Raw genomic sequence first — 19,816 nt, 5'->3', positions numbered from 1 at the left:
GTTACTCACCCGTTCGCCACTAATCCACCGGAGCAAGCTCCAGCTTCATCGTTCGACTTGCATGTGTTAAGCACGCCGCCAGCGTTCGTCCTGAGCCAGGATCAAACTCTCCGTAAAAGTAATTTAGGAACCAAGCAAGCTTGACTCCAAGTTTTACAAAACCCCCGGAAAATGGGGGCATTAGTTTGATCTGACTAAATCAGATTGTCTGACAATCTGTCTAATCCAAATAATTCTCTTCATCAGCTGGTAAACCAGCTAACCAAGAGGTTCTTGGTATCGACATTGTGCACGCTGTTGAGTTCTCAAGGATCGGATGCTTCTGCGGATTTTCTTTCGATCGTCTACAGAGCAACTTCACTAACCTACCACCTTTTTGCGACTTGTCAAACCTGACACGCCAACAACTTTTTTGGTGGGAGGAACAATCTTAGAGACGAAAACAAAGGCCTACAAGAGGCTTTGCCTAATTTCTTTGATTGGTTGCACTTGAGCCGGTAATCTCATCGGATTTTTCCAAGCTATGGGCAACAGGTAAAACATTACGTTCAAGTAACGTTCATGTCAAATCCACCTGGGGTTTTTTTCGATATTTCTTCAAAAAAGTTCATTTTTGGCCTGTTTTAGGGGCAAAAGACCGCTTTTTAGCCATAATCCGGACACAATTGGCACATGATTTATGAGTTTGAAAGCCTGATTTATCTGTGGAAATCGGAATCCGCATGGCATTTTTTGAAATTAAATCAGCAGGATTCCGATGAAATTAAGGAAATTACTGCTCCCCTGCGCCGTGGATTCGGTTCTGTTCGGGTTGATGTGACCATTGGTAAGACCAGCTGGCGCACCTCTATATTCCCCGATAGCAGTGTTGGAGCCTACATTTTGCCGGTAAAAGCCGCTGTTCGTAAGGCAGAAGCGCTATCCGCGGGGTCGAAAGTGACCGTTCATTTAGAGACGGTTGACTTCTAAAAGTTGGGCGTAGAGCCCTTTCGGCGCTTGAATCCCCCGGATTAGGCAGTGAAAATGCCGGCCAAGGTCTTCTTGCCGCGGCGCAACACAGCGAATTTGCCATGGAGCAACGCATCCAAAGTGGCTGCTTCATCTTCGATTTTTGCGTTATTTAGGTACACGCCACCTTCGGCTATGGCGCGACGACCAGCAGAAATGCTGGCAACCAGGCCGGTATCAACCAAAAGCTGAGTGATTGCGGTGCCCTTGACGGCGTTGGTATTAGGCAATTCGCTAAGCGCTGCCTGCAGAGTTTGTGGGTCTAGGGCCTCTAGATCACCCTGGCCGAATAGTGCGGCTGAGGCATCGATTGCGCCCTGAGCTGCCTGAGCCGAGTGAACGAGAGTGGTGACCTCTAGCGCTAAGCGCTTTTGAGCGGCACGCAGGTGCGGTGCGTCGTTAGTCTGCTTGGCCAAATCTTCGATTTCGGTACGGCTAAGGAAGGTAAATACCTTGAGGCGATCGACCACATCGGCGTCTTCGACATTTAGCCAGAACTGATAGAAGGCATAAGGCGAAGTTAGGTCGGCGTCGAGCCAAACCGCGTTGCCCTCTGATTTTCCGAACTTTTTGCCATCGCTGTTGGTGATTAGCGGGGTGGCCAAAATGTGGGCACTCTTGCCCTCAACCTTGTGAATCAGGTCGGTTCCAGAAGTTAGGTTGCCCCACTGATCGGAACCACCGGTCTGCAGCACGCAGTCGTACTGACGGAAAAGCTCTAGGAAATCTAGACCCTGAAGGATTTGGTAACTGAACTCGGTGTAGCTGATGCCGTGCTCAGAGTTGAGGCGTGCCGAAACGGCATCTTTGCTGAGCATCTTGCCCACACGGAAGTGCTTGCCGATTTCACGCAAGAAGTCGATGGCCGATAGCGGAGCAGTCCAGTCAAGGTTGTTGACCAGGCGAGCCGCGTTTGGGCCCTCGAATGAAAGAAAGCGAGAGGCTTGGCCGCCAAGTTTTTCAACCCACTCGGCAACTGTCTCTTTGGTGTTTAGCGTGCGCTCAGCAGTTGGGCGTGGATCGCCAACCAACCCAGTTGATCCGCCGATAAGCGCTAATGGCTTGTGGCCGGCAAGTTGCAAACGACGCATGGTGAGCAGCTGCACCAGGTTGCCCAGGTGCAAGCTGGCTGCGGTTGGATCAAAGCCGCAGTAGTAAGTGATGCTGCCGCTGGTTAGGGCCTTGCGAAGTTCATCGGCATCGGTTGAAAGTGCAACCAAACCACGCCACTGCAACTCTTCGAGAATGTCGCTGAAGGTTGAGTCATTGTGTTGGGATGCTAACGCCTGTGGTGTTGCCAAAATTAAGCCTCGCGTTTCGGTGCAATTTTGCGAAGTGCAGCAATTTGGTCGAGCACTCGAGGCAACGCTGTGCCACCGGCACCGGCACGAGCCTTGATTGAACCACCAACAGTTAGAACGTCACGAACCTCTGGAGTTAGGTGAGTTGAAATCGCTGCCATCTCTGCGTCTGGAACTTCATGCAATTCAAGATTGTGCTGCTCGCAGTAAGAAACCAACTTGCCGGTGATTTCGTGTGCGTCGCGGAATGGAACACGCTGCTTCACCAACCACTCGGCGACATCCGTGGCAAGCGAGAAACCTGCCGGAGCAAGTAGCTCAAGTCGATTGCGGTTGAACTCGAGCGTTGCAACCATGCCGGTGAATGCCGGAAGCAAAACTGTGAGTGTGTCAACGGCGTCGAAGACCGGTTCTTTATCTTCTTGCAAGTCACGGTTGTAAGCCAGCGGCAAACCTTTGAGTGTTGCAAGCAAACCGGTGAGGTCACCAATGAGACGACCAGCCTTGCCGCGCGCAAGTTCTGCAATGTCAGGATTCTTTTTTTGCGGCATGATCGACGAACCGGTTGAGTAAGCATCGTGAAGTTTGATGTAGTCAAACTCGGCACTGGCCCAGATGATGATCTCTTCTGCGAAGCGCGAAAGGTTAATTCCGATTAGTGCAGCGATGAATGAAAACTCTGCGACAACATCGCGGCTTGCAGTTGCGTCGATTGAGTTTTGAGTTGGTGCAACAAAACCAAGTTCACGCGCAACGATGTTTGGGTCGAGACCCAATGTGTTGCCAGCGAGCGCACCAGCGCCGTAGGGCGACAAGTTTGCGCGCTTCAACCAATCTTGCAAACGCTCAAGGTCACGCACCAGAGGCCACGCGTGTGCCAGCAGGTGATGTGAAAGTTGCACTGGCTGTGCGTGCTGAAAGTGGGTGCGACCCGGCATTGCAACACCAAGGTGCTCCTCTGCACGAGAAACCAAAACCTCAACCAGGTCAGTCACCAATGTTGCAATTACGTTTGCCTGATCGCGCAGGTAGCTGCGAATGAGAGTTGCAATTTGATCGTTGCGGCTGCGACCAGCACGAACCTTGCCGCCTAGTTCGGCGCCTGCAATTTCAATCAAGCCTCGCTCAAGCGCCGAGTGAACATCTTCGTCAGATTGCTTTGCAACAAAGCTGCCTTGGTTCACACGGTCTTGAAGTTCAACCAAACTGCGATCAAGTTTTTCGTGTTCTGCTGTGGTTAGGTAACCGGCAGAAAGCAATGACTTGATGTGCGCGCGTGTACCTGCGATGTCGTAGTTAGCCAGGCGCCAGTCAAAGTGCACCGAGCGGCTAAGCGCAACGAGCGCATCCGACGGGCCGCCTTCAAAGCGGCTGCCCCAAAGTGCGTTTGAACCTGAACCCTGGCTAGTCATTAGTGCTTCAGGTTGCGCTTGGCAGAGATCTTGCTTGGCAATGCCCAAAGTTCAATGAAGCCCTTGGCCAATGACTGGTCGAAGGTGTCGCCAGTGTCGTAAGTTGCAAGATCGAAATCGTAAAGTGACTCAGGTGAGCGACGACCAGTTGGAACCGCGCGGCCACCCTGCAACTTCAAACGAACTTCACCGGTGACGTATTGCTGGGTGTGATCGATGAACACATCAAGCGAGCGCTTTAGATCTGAGAACCAAAGTCCTTCGTAAACCAAAGTTGCCCACTTGTCTTCGATGCCCTTCTTGAAGCGATTAACCTCGCGCTCAAGAGTTAGGTTCTCTAGATCTTCGTGTGCATTGATTAGCGCGATGCCGGCAGGTGCTTCGTAAATCTCGCGGCTCTTGATGCCAACCAAACGGTCTTCAACAATGTCAATGCGACCAACACCGTGAGCACCGGCAAGCTGGTTCATCTTCTCGACGATTTGAATTGGCGTGTAAGCAACACCATCGATTGCAACCGGAACACCTTGTTCAAACTTGATGACTACTTCGTCTGCTTCACGGAAGACGTTTGGGTCTTGGGTGTAGGTGTAGAGGTCTTCAATCGGTGCGTTCCAAGGGTCCTCTAGGAAACCGGTTTCAACCGCGCGACCCCATACGTTCTGGTCAACTGAGTAAGGGCTCTTCTTTGACTGCGCGATTGGCAGGTTGTGCTTCGCCGCATATTCGATTGCCTTGTCACGAGTAAGTGCAAGGTCACGAATTGGAGCGATAGAAGTAAGTGATGGATCGATTGCTGCAACCGAAGCTTCGAAACGAACCTGGTCGTTGCCCTTACCGGTGCAACCGTGAGCAACGCTGTTAGCGCCAAGCTGCTGTGCGGTGAGTGCTAGGTGCTTTGCAATCAACGGACGTGAAAGTGCAGACACTAGTGGGTAGCGCTTCTGGTACAGAGCGTTGGCCTTGAGCGCAGGCATTAGGTAGTCATTGGCGAACTCATCCTTAGCGTCAATAACAACTGACTCAACGGCGCCACAATCGAGTGCACGCTGACGGATGTCGTTCATGTCTTCGCCGCCCTGGCCAACGTCGATTGCCATTGCGACAACCTCTTTGCCAGTTGCGTCCTTTAGCCAGCCAATGCCCACCGAGGTGTCTAGGCCGCCGGAATAAGCGAGGACTACGCGTTCCGCCATGATGCTCCTTAAATAAATGCTGAAGAAATCAGCGCTGGGATGTGTTCAATCTTAGTTCGACAAGCGGATTGCGGCCGGACCGGTGAAGCTGGTGCTGCTTAGGCCTGCTCTGCTAACCAGGCCATCAGAGCCTTCTGTGCGTGAAGTCGGTTCTCGGCTTCGTCCCAAATTACTGACTGCGGGCCATCTAGAACTTCGGCCGAAACCTCGTATCCGCGGTATGCCGGCAAGCAGTGCATGAAAATTGCGTCTGGTTTGGCCTGCGCCATCAGAGCTGAATCGATGGTGTAGCCGGCAAAATCGCGAAGACGCTGTTCTTTATCGGATTCCTGACCCATTGACACCCAAGTGTCGGTGACGACTACATCGGCGTTTTGAATTGCTGCATGAGGTTCGCCGTGAATTTCGATTGAGCCGCCGGTTTTTGCCGCAATCAGTTCGGCGCGAGTGACAATGCCTGGGTCTGGCAAGTAGCCAGCCGGGCCAGCCACCGCCACGTGCATACCAGCGGTTGCGCCACCAATTAGGTAGCTGTTGGCCATGTTGTTGCTTGCGTCGCCAACATAGGCCAACTTCAATCCAGCGAGCTGGCCCTTGTGCTCTTGCACGGTAAGCAGGTCAGCAAGAATTTGGCACGGGTGGTAGCTGTCACTCAGGGAGTTTATGACTGGCACACCGGCGTAATTGGCCATCTCTTCGAGGCCGGTTTGAGCGTAGGTGCGCCAGACAATCTGTGCCACCTGACGACCAAGCACGCGAGCTGTGTCTGCGATCGATTCCTTTGCACCCATCTGGCTCGACTGGCTGTCGATGATTAGAGGTGCTCCCCCGAGGTCACTAACGCCCACGGCAAAAGAAACGCGGGTGCGAGTTGAGGTTTTGTCGAAGATGAGCGCAACAGTCTTTGGCCCCTCGAACGGGCGAACTGAATATGGAGCTTGCTTGAGCTGCAATGCACGACGAAGAATCTCAGCCTGCTCGACCGGAGTGATGTCATCATCTTTCAAAAAGTGGCGAACCATTTTTATGCGTCTCTCTGTTATGGAAGAACCAGTGTGCCAAAGCCGGCAACGGTGAAAATTTCGAGCAGGATGCTGTGCGGTGTGCGGCCATCGATAACGTGAGCACGAGGAATGCCTCCCTTTACAGCGCTTAGGCAGGCCTGCATCTTCGGAATCATTCCAGATTCAAGTGACGGCAGCAGTTCTTCAAGTTCAGCAGCCGTGATTTCAGAAACCATCGAGTCTTTATTTGGCCAGTCACTGTAGAGACCAGGTACATCGGTAAGCACCATAAGTTTTTCTGCACCGAGTGCGATAGCAAGTGAAGCTGCGGCAAGGTCGGCGTTTACATTTAGCAATTCACCATTTGCACTTGGTGCCACTGTGGAAACCACTGGAATGCGACCAGCCTCGAGAGCTTCGAAAACGATTCGCGGATTCACGGTGGTGACTTCGCCAACCAGGCCGATGTCGACTGGACCTTCATCGGAGTCAAGCGTGGTTTTATCTGCGCGGAAAAGGTTCGAATCTTCACCCGACATGATTGCCGTCTCGGCGCCAGCCTCGTTGATTAGCTCGGCAAGCTTTGCTGAAATTTGATTGCGCAACACATCACGAACCACCGTGATGGTTTCGTCTGTGGTCACTCTAAAACCACCGCGGAATTCGCTTTCAATGCCTAGCTCGGCAAGCCTTGCGGAAATTTGCGGACCGCCGCCGTGCACAACTACAGGTTTGATGCCAACCCAACGCAGATATGCCATGTCTTCGGCAAAAGCTTTTTGCAGTGCCTCGTCGACCATTGCATTTCCGCCAAATTTAACCACCACAACTTTGCCGTGAAACTGCTTTAGCCACGGCAATGACTCTATGAGCGTGCCAGCCTTGATGGCGGCTAACGCTTGGTCTCGTTCTTCTGCAGGAATCATTAGCTTGAGTATTCGCTGTTCTCGGTGACGTATTCGTGAGTTAGGTCGTTGGTGTAAATGGCGGCACTGTGGTTGCCGGCATTTAGGTTGATAGAAATTGCCACTGCACGCGGAGTGAGATCAACTAGATCGCGCGGTTGGTCTGGCTGGCCCTTGCGCGAAACACTAACTCCGTTGATTGCGACGTCGATGTCGTATGGATCAAACGCAGCTTTGGTCACGCCAACCGCAGCCAATATGCGACCCCAGTTTGGGTCGTTGCCATAGATAGCTGCTTTGAACAAATTGTTGCGAGCAACAGAACGGCCAACTTCTTCGGCGTCTTCTTCGGATGCTGCGCCACTAACCGTGATGGTGATGTCGTGCGACGAACCCTCGGCATCTTTCTGAAGCTGAGTTGCAAGTGACAAACAAATTTCGGTGAGCGCAGCAGTGAAGTCATCCTGAGTTGGGGTTTCGTTGCTTGCACCTGAAGCCATGACGGTGACTTGGTCGTTGGTTGACATGCAGCCATCTGAGTCAAGTCGATCGAAGGTGACACGGGTTGATGCACGAAGCGCAACATCAAGTGACTTGCTGTCGATGACTGCGTCGGTAGTGATTACCACCAGCATGGTTGCCAGACCCGGCGCCAACATTCCCGCACCCTTTGCCATGCCGCCGATTGACCAACCATCGGGGTGAGTGAACTGAGCAGTCTTAGGTTTTGAGTCGGTGGTCATGATTGCCTCTGCAGCAATTGCGCCATTGCTGCCCAGTGCTGCAGCAGCAGCAGCGGTGCCGGCAAGAAGTTTTTCACGATCGAGTTGATCTCCGATGAGGCCGGTTGAACAAACCAAAACATCGCCTGCAGAAACATCAAGCAGCTCGGCGACTTTCTCGGCAGTTGCGTGGGTGGTTTGAAAACCTTGCGCACCGGTGTAGCAGTTAGCGCCACCTGAGTTCAAAATGATTGCAGACACCTGGCCATCTTTGATTACTTCCTTTGACCAGATGATTGGGTTGGCCTGGCAGCGGTTGGTTGTGAAGACAACGGCAGCTGCATTTAGCGGACCCTGATTGACCACCAGAGCCAAATCGAGGTTGCCTGATTTCTTTAGGCCCGCATGCACTGCCCCGGCAACAAAACCTTTTGCAACAGTTACTGTCATTAGCTTGAGCCATTCTTTGAAAGTGAGATTGATTCGAGGCCGGTTTGCTCAGGTAATCCGAGTGCAATATTCATTGACTGGATCGCAGCACCGCCGGTGCCTTTGACCAAGTTGTCGATTGCGCAAACCGAAACCAAACGGTTCGCGTGCTCATCAACGGCCAAACCAATTAGTGCATTATTTGCACCGATGGTGTCGGCAGTGCTCGGAAATTCGCCGGCTGGATAAACATTGATGAATTGTTCGTTGCCGTAGGCAGCCTTGTAGGCCTTTGCTACTTGTGCAATGTCAACACCAGGCTTGAGCACTGCGGTGTTCACAGCCAAAATTCCACGCTCAATTGAAGCCAAAACCGGAGTGAACGAAACCTGCACTTGTGCACCAGCTGACTTGGAAAGATTTTGCTCAATCTCAGGTGTGTGACGGTGAATGCCACCAACTTGATAAGCGTTTGCCGAACCGGTTGGTTCAACTTCAAATAGTTTTTCGGTGGCACCGCGACCAGCACCAGAAGTGCCAACGGTGAGAACACTAACGATGTCAGTGGTTTCAACCAGCCCGGCTTGAAGTGCAGGCGCAAGACCCAAAGTAATTGCAGTCACATTGCAACCAGGCACTGCGATTCGCTTGGTGCCCCTAAGAAGTTCGCGTTGTTTTTTGTCGCCGCCAATTAGCAGCTCTGGCATTCCGTAGGTCCAGGTGCCGGCATGATCGCCACCATAAAACTTTTGCCAATCGGCTTCGCTCTCAAGCCGAAAATCAGCACCACAGTCGAGCACGAGAGTATCCGCAGCCAACCACTGCGCAACCTCTGCCGATTTAGAGTGCGGCAGCGCCAAGAAAACAATGTCGTGGCCGGCTAGGTTTTCGGCGTTGTTTTCGGTGAAGACCACGTCGGCATATTTTGCGACCTGCGGATGCAGCGACGAAACCTTCTGCCCCACCATGCTGCTTGCGGTGACGGTTTTCAATTCGAGCTGCGGGTGTTCAGCAATCAGGCGCAACAGTTCTCCGCCCACATTGCCGCTAGCGCCGGCAATAGCAACTGAGAATGCCATCTTGATCCTGTCTTGATTGGTGAACGGTTGGGTTATGCCCGGAGCGTTGCACCAAATCGCTCGTGTGCCAAAGTTACTGCCTCGTCGCGAGACTCTGAAGCCTCAACCTGAGTAAGCGTGCGGTCTTCGGCGCGGAATCGCAGCGCAAAGGTGAGCGACTTTTTGCCACCCGGCATGTTGGGGCCACGGTAGTCATCAACCAACACGATGTGTTCTAGCAATTCGCCGGCACCCTCTTGAATGGTTGCAAGCACCTGTGCCGCTGGAACCGCAAGGTCGACTTCGAGTGACAAATCCTGAGTAGCAGCCGGCATCGAACCAATGTGAGCAGCCTGAATCACCTTTGGCGCAACTTCGTAAAGCACATCAAGGTTGATTTCAAAAGCTGCAACGCGTCGTGGCAAATTGTTTTCGATTGCAAGCTTCGGATCAAGTTCACCGGCAACACCGATTACAAATTCTTCTTTTCCGTGAGTCACGAACAACTCGGCACTTCGACCAGGGTGGAAATTAACCGGAGTCGCCTGACGGACCTCAAGGTTTACACCGATCGACTTGGCCGCAATGCGAGCCGCGTGAATGGCATCTTCAAAACTTGATTCAACTGCTGCAATACCAACCTGCTGCGGCACACGATTGCCGGTGAAGATTCCAGCAACTCGATGCGGCTGCGAAGGAATGGTTTGCACCAAAGCTTCTAGCTGAGCTGCTGTTGGGCGGGCGTTGCCAGCCGGTAGCGACGCATTTGCACCAATCGCCTTGGCTGGCAAGAACACCGAACCCTCTTCGAAGATTGCAAGATCGGTTAGGCCGCGTGAGAAGTTGCGACGAGCGGCATCAATCAAACCTGGCAAAAGTGAAACACGCATTTCGTTGGCGTCTTCTTGCAGTGCGTTTGCCAACTTGAGGGCAACCTGCTTTGCGTCTGCGGCAAACATTTTGTTTTGCTCGGTAGAAACAAACGGATAGGTCAAAACTTCAACGTGGCCAGAACCGGCAAGTGCATTCACAATTGCGCGACGCTGTTTTTGCGTTGCGGTTAGCCCGCGCCCCGGAGGTGCAATCGGCAAGCGAGTAGGAATTCGGTCGTATCCGGTGATGCGAGCGATTTCTTCAACTAGATCTGTTTTGTGCTGCAAGTCAGGTCGCCAGGTTGGCGGATTAACTTCGTAGCCATCTGAGACAGTTGCAACTACACAGCCGATTTCGGTGAGCACTTCCTTGATTTCTTCGGCCGTGTATTCAACACCAACTAGTTCGGTGGCAAAGTTCTGCGGCAACCAAACTGGTTTTGGCTCTGCGGCCAACTTGATGTCGGCACCGAGACCGTCGGCTGCGCCATGCGCGTGAACCTCAAGCAACTGCACGACACGTGCTGCTGCGTTGTCGGCCATGCGTGGGTCTACCCCGCGCTCATAACGCTTTGATGCCTCGGATGGCAGCTTGTGGCGACGTGCTGTGCGTGCAACTGAAATTGGATCGAACACAGCAGACTCAATCAAAATGTTTGTTGTTGCCGAACTAACCTCAGTTGATTCGCCGCCCATAACACCGGCAAGACCAATAGCGCCGCTCTTATCGGCAATCACCAAATCTTCAATGTGCAACTTGCGAGTCTGACAATCCAAAGTCTTTAGAGTTTCGCCAGCTTTGGCACGACGAACAATCAGATTGCCCCGAACCTTGTCGAAGTCATAGGCGTGAATCGGCTGACCGAGCTCAAGCATTGTGTAGTTTGTGATGTCAACCACAAGTGAAATCGAACGCATGCCCGCCATCTTTAGGCGGGCAACCATCCAGGCCGGAGTCGGACGCGTGGCATCGATGCCCTTGACCACGCGAACAACAAAACGATCAACTGCATTGCGCTCGCGAATTGGCGCAACGTCGTCGATGGTTACTTCGTAACCGCTGCCTCCTTCGATGAACGCGTTGCTCTTTGGATCACGGAATGCGGTGCCGGTTGCGTGCGCATATTCACGCGCGATGCCACGAATAGAAAAACAGTAACCGCGATCTGGAGTGACGTTAACTTCGGCGGCAGTTTCATCAAGGTGCAAAATTTCTTTAGCGTCGGTGCCAACCTTAGGGTCGAGCCCCATTTCGCTCAAGCGAATGATTCCAGCATGATCGTCGCTCAAAGTGAGTTCACGTGCGGATGCCATCATGCCGTCGCTGATGTGGCCGTAGGTTTCGCGAGGTGAGATTTCAAAACCACCTGGCAGCACTGAACCCGGCAAACAAGCAACCACTTTGTCGCCAACTCCAAAGTTGCTCGCGCCACAAACGATGCCGCGCACATCGGCGCCGCCATCCGCAGCTTTGTGACCTTCAGGTGCAACGCGCACCTGACACCAACGAATTGTTTTGCCATTCGATTGTGGTTCTTCGACGAACTCAAGAACTTCACCAACCACAATTGGGCCGGTGACGTCGAAGGCGTGTGAGCCTTCTTCTTCAAGACCAATCTTGACGAGTTCGGCCATCACGGTGTCTGGTGTTGCACCAGCAGGAAGGTCGACGTATTCGGCCAACCAAGACAATGGAACGCGCATTAGAGGGTGACTCCAAACTGCTCACTGAAACGAACGTCGGATTCAACCATGTCGTGCATGTCACGCACATCGTTGCGGAACATCAAAGTGCGCTCGATGCCCATGCCGAATGCAAAACCGGTGTAAACCTCTGGATCGATGCCGGCAGCACGAAGCACGTTTGGGTTTACCATGCCGCAACCGCCCCACTCAACCCAACGAGCGCCGCCCTTGGCACCCGGGTGCCAAACGTCTAGCTCGGCAGAAGGCTCGGTGAAGGGAAAGAATGATGGGCGCAAACGAATCTGCGCATCTGGGCCAAACATGATGCGAGCAAAGTGCTCGAGCGTGCCACGAAGGTCGGCCATGGTCAAACCCTTGTCGACCGCAAGGCCTTCAACCTGGTGGAAGACCGGGGTGTGAGTTGCATCGAGTTCGTCAGTGCGGAACACGCGACCCGGGCAAAGGACATAAACCGGAAGTTCACGCTCAAGAAGCGAACGAACCTGAACCGGCGAAGTGTGAGTGCGCAGCACCAGGTGCGACTCAACTGGCTCTACAAAGAAGGTGTCTTGCATTGCGCGCGCTGGGTGATCTTCATCAAAATTCAAGGCGTCGAAGTTGAACCATTCGCTCTCAACCTCAGGGCCTTCGGCAATTTCCCAGCCCATGCCAATAAAGATGTCGGCAATTTGGTCTTGCAAAAGGCTCAATGGGTGACGAGCGCCAATTCGGGTCGGCTGGCCGGCGGCAGTGACATCCACGGCTTCGGCGGCAAGTTTGGCATGCTCTTCGGCTTCGAAAAGCGCTGCCTCGCGCTCGGCGAACGCGGCATTTAGCTGGCCACGTGCCTTGCCAATCATTGCCCCGGATGGTGCCTTGAACTCGTTTGGCAGGTTCTTAACCAGCGCATTTAGGGCAGCAATTGCGGATTGCTCGCCAACGGTGGTGCCACGCGATGCTTTTAGGGCAGCCAAGTCTGCAGCTTCAGCAATAGCTGAAAGTGCTTGTTGGACGGCCTCATCAACGGCAGCCTGAGTGATTGGATTTTCGGCAGACATAGGCTCTCAGTCTACCGATTGGCTGGCTAGCGCCCGTTATTTTGGGCGAAGGCCGAGGCGTAGAGGCAGATGCTGGCCGCGGTGGCCAGGTTGAGCGATTCGGCAGCGCCATAAATTGGCACGGCAACCTCTTGGTCTACCAACTCGAGTGTCTCGGGCTCGAAACCCCAAGCTTCATTGCCAAACACCCATACGGTGGGCTTTGCCAGGGTGTCTTTAGGAAGATCTGGAATGGCCTGACCTCCCCCGTTTGCCGCAAAAACCTGCATGCCGGCGGCTTTTAGGGCTTGGATAGTCTCGGCGATTGGTGCATCGAGAACAAATGGCAAGTGAAACAGGCTGCCGGTGGTTGATCTAACAACCTTCGGATTGTAGGCATCCACACTGTTTTGGCTGAAAATTACGGCATCAGCGCCAGCCGCATCGGCAGCGCGAAGCACTGTGCCGGCATTGCCAGGGTCACGAATGTTGGCAAGCAACGCAACCAACTGCGGCTTGGCATCGATGACATCTTGAAGAGTGACATCAAGTTGTTCACAAACGGCAACCACACCCTGCGGTGTGGTGGTGTCGCTCAGAGCCTTGAGCACCGGCTCGGTAACCAGCTGAACTTCAATTCGAGCCGACTCGGCGCGATCGAATAACTCGGCATAACGGTCAACAGCGTCTTCGGTTGCAAACAACTCAACGATAAGTTTTGGGCGCTCGAGGGCCTCTTTTAGACCTTGGGGCCCCTCAAGCAGAAAGAGCCCGGTCGATGACCGGGCGTCTTTCTTTGTGAGCTTGGCAACCCCGCGAACCTTATTGGCCTTGGGATCGATTAGCACTGTGACTACTTAACCTTTGGAGCCGAGGTGTCTGCTGGCAAAGCTGCCTTTGCAGAAGCTACCAAGGTTGCGAAAGTCTTAGCGTCGTTCACTGCTAGGTCAGCCAAAATGCGACGGTCAACCTCAATGCCAGCAAGGCCTAGACCTTGGATGAAGCGGTTGTAAGTCATGCCGTTTGAGCGAGCAGCAGCGTTGATGCGCTGGATCCATAGGCGACGGAAGTCACCCTTGCGTGCACGGCGGTCGTTGTATGCGTAAACCAACGAGTGCAGCATCTGCTGCTTTGCCATGCGGTAAAGACGTGAACGCTGACCGCGGTAACCCTTGGCGCGCTCGAGCGCGGTGCGGCGCTTCTTGGCACCGTTAACTGCGTTTTTTACTCTTGCCATTTGTTGCTCCTAAGTTCTACTGAGTGATGCCCCTTGGCACCTTCAGAATTTGTGGGGTCGGGATTACTTTCCGAGAAGTTTCTTGAGGGTCTTGAAGTCGGCTGGTGAGACGACCTGGTCAACGTTCAAACGGCGCTTGCGGCGGTTTGACATGTGCTCCTGGTTGTGGCGCATGTTGATCTGCTGTTTCATGATCTTGCCACTACCGGTAAAGCGGAAACGCTTCTTGGCGCCCGAGTGGGTCTTCTGCTTTGGCATTGCTATCTCCTGTTGTTACTCGGCAGCTGGTGCTGCCGGCTCGTTTGGCTGGGCTGGGCTGGTTGCAGCTTTCGCTGCCTTGTCAGCCGCTTTTTTGGCTTCTGCCTTAGCGTCAGCCTTGTTCTTTAGCGGGCCAATCACCATAACCATGTTGCGGCCATCAATCGAAGGACTCGATTCAACGGCACCCAACTCAGCTACTTCTTCGGCAAGCTTCTGAAGCATCTTGATGCCCATTTCTGGGCGGGACTGCTCGCGACCGCGGAAAACCACGATCACCTTGACCTTGTCGCCGGCTTTGAGGAATTTAGTGATCTGACCGCGCTTTGTGCCATAGTCATGGTCATCAATCTTTAGGCCGAAACGAACGGTCTTAAGAATGGTGTTGACCTGGTTTTTGCGAGCTTCACGAACTTTTTGGGCAGCTTCATATTTGAATTTGCCGAAGTCCATCAGCTTTGCAACCGGTGGCTTTGAAGTTGGGGCAACCTCGACTAGGTCTAGGTCTTGCTCTTGCGCCATGCGAAGGGCATCTTCAATTTTTACAACGCCAATTTGCTCACCTTGTGCGCCCACGAGGCGAACCTCTGGCACGCGGATGCGCTCATTGATACGGGGATCGCTGATCTGTTACTCCTCTTGACGTGACATAAGTGGCCACGGCACAGGCGGGAGCCTAGATGCGTGCAGAAACGTAAGTTTCAAAGCTTTACCCGGCCACCTTTGCGTTTTGGAAAACACAGAATCGGTAGTCGCGGGTGGGAAATGAATCCACTTCTGACCGAGGACGAACCTCGGAGCCATGGGTTAGCCTAACAGAAAGAACACAAAAGGAGAAGCCCCTTGGCTGAATTCAAAGACGTTGCCGATCAGGTTCGAGACATCGCCGAGGTACCGGCCGTTGAAGTCATCACCACAACCGCAGTTCACCTGATGAGTGCGGCTGCTGTGCAGTGCGGGCTTGGCGAAGATGGCGCAAAGGGTGACCTTGATGAGGCGCGCAAATTGATTACTGCGCTGGCTGGTTTGATCACCGCTTCGGCAGCCGACCTAGGCGACCACCACGCCCGCCCGCTTCGCGATGGCCTGCGTTCTTTGCAATTGGCTTTTAGAGAAGCATCGGCCATCAAGGATGCGCCGGGCGCCGGACCAGGCGAAAAGTTCACCGGCCCGGTTAATTAACTGGTTTGACCACAAGGGTCATCGAATCAATCGACGACGCTATGACCTCACTGGCAGCCCAATTAGATGTAATTCGGTGCAGAACCTGTTCAAGTTCATCTTTGGCCAGACCGCGTTTAACTTGAAGTTCAATTTTCACTTCAGCACCGGCCAAGCGTGAATGTGGGTCGGCGCTGCCAACTTCTATGCCTTCGATAGGTTCGCTAACCGAAACCCCCTCGTCGATGGCAGCAATTACTCGCTCATCGAACTGCGGTGGCACCCAATCTTTTTGTTGTGCCATCGCGGCTATTGCGTTTCTCCGAAATGCAAATTCGGTTGGCGAACCCGGATCTAAAACGATTCGGGTATTTCCTTCACTTGCTGCAGCAAGAGCTAGACGAATCGCATCGCTTGGCACGGGTCTTGCGATAGGGTTCCAACGCTTCATGGTCTCCACGCTGCTGAAAACTGGCAGGCCGGTTTGGCCATCCGGAGTCTCGACCGTGACGATTGATAGGTCAGCGCTTTTATCTACGGTCTGGCCGTGTGCGCCTTCGCCCGACTCTCCCAGGCTGGCAAGCAATGGAATTAACAAACGAGATTTTGCAAACTCAACAAAAACCTGCGAAGCGTTTCCGGTGTTGTGAAATTCTTCGATCGCTTTAATGAGTTCTGGTCGCGCTGAACCGTCATCATTAGAAAATGGGTTCCCGCTGAAAGAACGTCCCGCCCAAGGCACACCGGCAGAATCGGCGAACCGATCTTTATTGATGTGCTCGTTGTCGTGACTGTGCATGTTTAGGCGCTTGCGATTGCCAATGCTTCTTGCAAAGTGAACTTGCCGGCATAAAGCGACTTGCCCAAAATTGCACCTTCAAGGCCTTCACTCACAAGTGCGCGCAAGTCAGTGATGTCTTGCAGCGAGCTAATACCGCCAGATGCGACGACTGGTTTTGAAGTGCGCTGCATTACCTCGCGCAAAAGTTCGATGTTCGGGCCCTTCAGAGTTCCGTCTTTGGTCACATCGGTAACCACATAACGCGCGCAGCCGGCAGCTTCAAGACGCGCAAGCACTTCCCAAAGATCGCCACCTTCGCGAGTCCATCCGCGGGCTGCCAACGTGGTGCCACGCACATCGAGACCAACTGCGATTGCGTCGCCGAACTTTGCAATCACTCGCTCGGTCCACTCTGGGTTTTCAAGAGCAGCGGTGCCAAGGTTCACGCGAGTTGCGCCAGCTTCAAGCGCCGCCTCTAGCGATGCGTCGTCACGAATGCCACCAGAAAGTTCGATCTTCACCGACGAAGATGCATCGACTACCTCGCGGATAATCGCGCGGTTATCGCCGCGACCAAACGCCGCGTCTAGGTCAACTAGGTGAATCCATTCGGCGCCAGCGTTGATCCAGGTTTGTGCCGCTTCGAGTGGGCTGCCGTAGTCAGTTTCTGAGCCTGCTTCGCCTTGGGTTAGGCGCACTGCTTTGCCATCGGCAACGTCGACGGCAGGCAAAAGTTCAAGATAGTTAGCCATGTGATTTCTTTCTGTTTCTAAAAAGTGTTTAGCCAGTTGCTCAGCAATTTAATGCCAGCCTGACCTGATTTTTCTGGGTGAAATTGTGTTGCAGAAAGTGGCCCGTGTTCAACCGCAGCAACAAACCGAGCACCATACTCTGCCCAGGTTGGTTTAGGCGACGGAATCGGACCAAGCCCGTCGTATTGCCAGTTCTGCACCGCGTATGAGTGCACAAAATAAAAACGCTCCTCGGCAATTGACTCAAAAAGTTTTGAATCGGCAGGTGGCTCAACTGTGTTCCAACCAATGTGAGGCAAAATCGGTGAGTCAAGTTTTTCAACTATGCCACGCCACTGACCAAGACCTTCAGTATTAATGCCGTGCTCAACGCCGTGTTCAAAAAGCACTTGCAAACCAACGCAAATTCCGAGCACCGGTTTTGAAGCAATTAATCGTTGATCGATTAGGTCTCCGCCTTTAACTGCATTCAACTGTTGCATAACTGCAGTGAACGCACCAACGCCAGGCACAACTAAACCATCGGCAGCAAGCACTGCGTCGCGGCTAGCAGTTAGTTCAACATTTGCGCCAGCTACTTCAAGAGCTTGCGCCACCGAGTGCACATTGCCACTGCCGTAATCCAAAACGACTACGCGCGGTGAAATCACAAAGCGCCCTTGGTTGAAGGAATGCCCTCCACGCGAGAATCTTTTTCAACTGCTTTGCGGAACGCACGAGCGAAAGCTTTGAATTCAGCTTCGGCAATGTGGTGTGGGTCGCGACCGTCGAGCACGGTGACGTGCACGGTAATTCCAGCGTTCAGTGCGATGGCCTCAAAAACGTGACGCACCATTGAGCCAGTGAAGTGACCACCGATTAGGTGAAATTCAAAACCAGCGGGTTCTCCGGTGTGCACCAAGTATGGGCGACCAGAAACATCAACCACTGCGCGCGCCAAAGCGTCATCCAAAGGAACTGTTGCATCGCCGTAGCGACCAATGCCGGCTTTGTCGCCAAGGGCTTGCTTGATTGCCTGGCCCAAAACAATTGCGGTGTCTTCAACGGTGTGGTGCACATCGATGTGGGTGTCACCGGTAGCGCGAACGCCAAGGTCGATTAGTGAGTGCTTTGCGAATGCATTTAGCAGGTGATCGAAAAATGGCACCGAAGTAGAAATGTCGGCGCGACCAGAGCCATCGAGGTTGACTGACAACTCGATTGATGACTCTGAAGTGCGGCGCTGCAACGAAGCAGAACGGCTCATGAGATTACCTTTCGCAAAAGCGACTTGTGATTAGCCAATCTTACCGAACGGCTAGTTGGCTAAGACTTCGCGCAGTGCTTGCAAGAACGCAGTGGTCTCGGCTTCGGTGCCGGCGCTCACACGAAGTGTTCCCGGGATGCCCACGTTGCGAACCAATACGCCCTTATCAAGTAGCGCCTGCCAAACCGCATCTGGATCCTGCAATCCACCAAACAATACGAAGTTGGAATCAGATCGGAAGGGGTCTAGGCCGAGTTCCTTGAGACCAACCACAATGCGGTCGCGCTGATAACGGATGTCATCGACGGTGGCCAACATAGTTGCCGAGTGCGCAAGTGCGCCAAGTGCGGCGGCCTGAGTGAAGGCACTCAAGTGATATGGCAAGCGCACGAGCCTGAGGGCATCGATTGCTGCTGGGTCGGCAGCTAGGTAGCCAACTCGGGCTCCGGCGAAAGCAAACGCTTTACTCATGGTTCGACTAATCAGCAGTCGCTCGCGACCTGGCAAAAGTGAAATTGCCGAAATTTCGGTGTCGCCAGCAAACTCGGCATAGGCCTCGTCAACCACAACGATTCCCCCCGTGACCTCGGATACCGCCTCATAGGCAGCCTCAATGCAGCTGAGGCTCAGCGGGGTTCCGGTTGGGTTGTTTGGTGAGCAAAGCAAGACAATGTTTGGCTTTTGCTCGAGAATCGCCACGCGAATGCGCTCTGGGGTGAGTTCATAGCGGTCAAGGCGAGCCACATCGACATAGTCGGTGGCCATTCCTTGAGCAATCAAGGCGTACATCGAATAGGTAGGGCCAAAGCCAAGAGCTTTGCGACCCGGGCCACCGAAGGCCTGAAAGATGTGCTGAAGCACCTCGTTTGAACCGTTGGCTGCCCAAATGTTGTCTGCAGTTAGATCGGCATCCAAGTATTTTGCCAAAGCTTCACGAAGTTCAATGAATTCTCGGTCTGGGTAGCGGTTGATGTCCAACACGGCCTTGGCCAGGCGGGCAATGATGTCTACCGCAACGTCTTCTGGAATGCGGTGGGTGTTCTCGTTGACGTTCAGTGCTACCGGAACATGCAGTTGCGGGGCGCCATAGGGTTTGCGACCTTTTAGGTCATTGCGCAGGGGAAGATCTTCGAGATTAGCCACGGATAAAGGTTACCCCTTCAGCAAGCGAGGCCTGCTGAAGGGGGTGATTCGGTTGTATGGGGACAAACGAACCCTCCCAACCGTGGCACGGGTTGGGAAAACAAGTGATTTCACTGCTGTCGCGCTTGCGCAAAGCAGAAATATTACTGCTGTCGCGCTTGCGCAAAGCAGAACATTACTGTGGCAGTGCGATGCGCTGGCCGGGCTGAACTTCTGCTGAGGTGAGAGCGTTCAGACTAACAACCTGCGCGATCCAGTCGCGAGGGTCAGCACCATTTGCGTGTTTTGCAGCCAGTGACCAAAGGCTCTGCCCAGATTGAACGGTGATGTACTGAAAGCTCACTTGGCTGGCTTCTGAGTTTGCGGCTGCCGAGTTGGCACCAAAAGCCGTGGCGCCAAAACCGTTGACGAAACCCAGCACGCTTGCAGTGGCAACCGCCGCGATTACGGCGTTGCGAACAAAGCTGCGACCTGACTTGCTTAGAACTACCTGTGCTGACATTTCTGGCTCCTTTTCGACTTTTTGTTTCGAACACTTGTTTGCCTAAAAACAACAATACAAACAAACTCGGACATTTTGCAATGATTTTTTGCGACTTTTTCGAAAA

Annotated in this window: 21 protein-coding genes and 1 rRNA gene; 2 read left to right on the top strand and 20 right to left on the bottom strand. The window is 53.4% G+C overall.

The features are described 5' to 3' along the window. A 16S ribosomal RNA gene (locus Q0L28_RS06030) occupies nt 1-117 on the bottom strand; the annotation flags it as partial. A 555-nt stretch (nt 118-672) separates the two neighbouring features. Here Q0L28_RS06030 and Q0L28_RS06025 point away from each other — a divergent pair. After that, nucleotides 673-969 carry a DUF1905 domain-containing protein gene (locus tag Q0L28_RS06025; protein WP_296632959.1) on the top strand — a complete coding sequence of 99 codons (297 nt, stop codon included), beginning with the start codon at nt 673-675 and terminating at the stop codon, nt 967-969. Nucleotides 970-1,010: 41 nt separating this feature from the next. Here Q0L28_RS06025 and tyrS read toward each other — a convergent pair whose 3' ends face one another. The 13 genes from tyrS to infC form a co-directional block, all read right to left on the bottom strand. Next, nucleotides 1,011-2,309: a tyrosine--tRNA ligase gene (gene tyrS, locus Q0L28_RS06020; RefSeq protein WP_296632956.1), complete on the bottom strand. Its 1,299-nt coding sequence runs from the start codon at nt 2,307-2,309 to the stop codon at nt 1,011-1,013. Nucleotides 2,310-2,311: 2 nt separating this feature from the next. Beyond that, entirely contained in the window at nt 2,312-3,721 is a 1,410-nt protein-coding gene (argH, locus tag Q0L28_RS06015) for an argininosuccinate lyase (RefSeq protein ID WP_296632953.1), read from the bottom strand. Beyond that, entirely contained in the window at nt 3,721-4,917 is a 1,197-nt protein-coding gene (locus Q0L28_RS06010) for an argininosuccinate synthase (RefSeq protein ID WP_296632950.1), read from the bottom strand. Before Q0L28_RS06010 ends, argH begins: the two co-directional genes overlap by 1 nt. A 98-nt stretch (nt 4,918-5,015) precedes the next feature. Then, on the bottom strand, nt 5,016-5,939 hold the full coding sequence (gene argF / locus Q0L28_RS06005; RefSeq protein ID WP_296632947.1) for an ornithine carbamoyltransferase: 924 nt from the start codon (nt 5,937-5,939) through the stop codon (nt 5,016-5,018). 17 nt (nt 5,940-5,956) lie between these two features. Beyond that, a complete protein-coding gene (gene argB / locus Q0L28_RS06000; RefSeq protein ID WP_296632944.1) occupies nt 5,957-6,847 on the bottom strand; it encodes an acetylglutamate kinase in 891 nt (296 codons plus the stop codon). After that, nucleotides 6,847-7,998 (bottom strand): bifunctional glutamate N-acetyltransferase/amino-acid acetyltransferase ArgJ, encoded by a 1,152-nt coding sequence (argJ, locus tag Q0L28_RS05995; RefSeq protein WP_296632942.1) that lies wholly within the window; start codon nt 7,996-7,998, stop codon nt 6,847-6,849. Before argJ ends, argB begins: the two co-directional genes overlap by 1 nt. Then, complete coding sequence (gene argC, locus Q0L28_RS05990; RefSeq protein ID WP_296632939.1) at nt 7,998-9,056, bottom strand: N-acetyl-gamma-glutamyl-phosphate reductase; 1,059 nt, start codon at nt 9,054-9,056, stop codon at nt 7,998-8,000. The genes argJ and argC overlap by 1 nt, the downstream gene beginning before the upstream one ends. Before the next feature lie 32 nt (nt 9,057-9,088). Then, nucleotides 9,089-11,611, bottom strand: a complete 2,523-nt coding sequence (pheT, locus tag Q0L28_RS05985) for a phenylalanine--tRNA ligase subunit beta (protein WP_296632937.1) — start codon at nt 11,609-11,611, stop codon at nt 9,089-9,091. After that, nucleotides 11,611-12,651 carry a phenylalanine--tRNA ligase subunit alpha gene (gene pheS, locus Q0L28_RS05980; RefSeq protein WP_296632934.1) on the bottom strand — a complete coding sequence of 347 codons (1,041 nt, stop codon included), beginning with the start codon at nt 12,649-12,651 and terminating at the stop codon, nt 11,611-11,613. The genes pheT and pheS overlap by 1 nt, the downstream gene beginning before the upstream one ends. A 26-nt stretch (nt 12,652-12,677) precedes the next feature. Further along, nucleotides 12,678-13,478: an RNA methyltransferase gene (locus Q0L28_RS05975; RefSeq protein WP_296632931.1), complete on the bottom strand. Its 801-nt coding sequence runs from the start codon at nt 13,476-13,478 to the stop codon at nt 12,678-12,680. 5 nt (nt 13,479-13,483) lie between these two features. After that, entirely contained in the window at nt 13,484-13,867 is a 384-nt protein-coding gene (gene rplT / locus Q0L28_RS05970; RefSeq protein WP_296632928.1) for a 50S ribosomal protein L20, read from the bottom strand. 63 nt (nt 13,868-13,930) lie between these two features. Beyond that, nucleotides 13,931-14,125, bottom strand: coding sequence for a 50S ribosomal protein L35 (rpmI, locus tag Q0L28_RS05965; RefSeq protein ID WP_296632925.1), 195 nt, complete (start codon nt 14,123-14,125; stop codon nt 13,931-13,933). A 15-nt stretch (nt 14,126-14,140) separates the two neighbouring features. Continuing rightward, nucleotides 14,141-14,737 (bottom strand): translation initiation factor IF-3, encoded by a 597-nt coding sequence (gene infC, locus Q0L28_RS05960; protein ID WP_366843589.1) that lies wholly within the window; start codon nt 14,735-14,737, stop codon nt 14,141-14,143. Nucleotides 14,738-14,968: 231 nt separating this feature from the next. Between infC and Q0L28_RS05955 the strand changes: the two genes are divergently transcribed. Then, the gene (locus tag Q0L28_RS05955) at nt 14,969-15,307 is read left to right on the top strand and encodes a DUF1844 domain-containing protein (protein WP_296632921.1); all 339 of its coding nucleotides are present in this window, start codon (nt 14,969-14,971) and stop codon (nt 15,305-15,307) included. Here Q0L28_RS05955 and Q0L28_RS05950 read toward each other — a convergent pair. The 6 genes from Q0L28_RS05950 to Q0L28_RS05925 all read right to left on the bottom strand — a co-directional run bounded on the left by Q0L28_RS05950 (nt 15,300) and on the right by Q0L28_RS05925 (nt 19,710). Further along, nucleotides 15,300-16,085 (bottom strand): SseB family protein, encoded by a 786-nt coding sequence (locus tag Q0L28_RS05950; RefSeq protein WP_296632919.1) that lies wholly within the window; start codon nt 16,083-16,085, stop codon nt 15,300-15,302. The two genes, Q0L28_RS05955 and Q0L28_RS05950, sit on opposite strands and share 8 nt — an antisense overlap. 2 nt (nt 16,086-16,087) lie before the next feature. After that, entirely contained in the window at nt 16,088-16,819 is a 732-nt protein-coding gene (gene priA, locus Q0L28_RS05945; protein ID WP_296632916.1) for a bifunctional 1-(5-phosphoribosyl)-5-((5-phosphoribosylamino)methylideneamino)imidazole-4-carboxamide isomerase/phosphoribosylanthranilate isomerase PriA, read from the bottom strand. A gap of 17 nt (nt 16,820-16,836) precedes the next feature. Next, nucleotides 16,837-17,466, bottom strand: a complete 630-nt coding sequence (gene hisH / locus Q0L28_RS05940; protein ID WP_296632960.1) for an imidazole glycerol phosphate synthase subunit HisH — start codon at nt 17,464-17,466, stop codon at nt 16,837-16,839. Next, the gene (hisB, locus tag Q0L28_RS05935) at nt 17,466-18,065 is read right to left on the bottom strand and encodes an imidazoleglycerol-phosphate dehydratase HisB (protein WP_296632915.1); all 600 of its coding nucleotides are present in this window, start codon (nt 18,063-18,065) and stop codon (nt 17,466-17,468) included. The genes hisH and hisB overlap by 1 nt, the downstream gene beginning before the upstream one ends. A gap of 51 nt (nt 18,066-18,116) precedes the next feature. After that, nucleotides 18,117-19,208, bottom strand: coding sequence for a histidinol-phosphate transaminase (locus Q0L28_RS05930; protein WP_296632912.1), 1,092 nt, complete (start codon nt 19,206-19,208; stop codon nt 18,117-18,119). Between the two features lie 175 nt (nt 19,209-19,383). Continuing rightward, the gene (locus Q0L28_RS05925) at nt 19,384-19,710 is read right to left on the bottom strand and encodes a LysM peptidoglycan-binding domain-containing protein (protein ID WP_296632910.1); all 327 of its coding nucleotides are present in this window, start codon (nt 19,708-19,710) and stop codon (nt 19,384-19,386) included. Nucleotides 19,711-19,816: the final 106 nt, after the last annotated feature.

It is taken from the genome of Rhodoluna sp., assembly GCF_024639375.1.
In the GTDB taxonomy this organism is placed as follows: Bacteria; Actinomycetota; Actinomycetes; order Actinomycetales; family Microbacteriaceae; genus Rhodoluna.
Note: the sequence above shows the minus strand (reverse complement) of the source record. Positions and strands in the feature narration are given on the sequence as shown.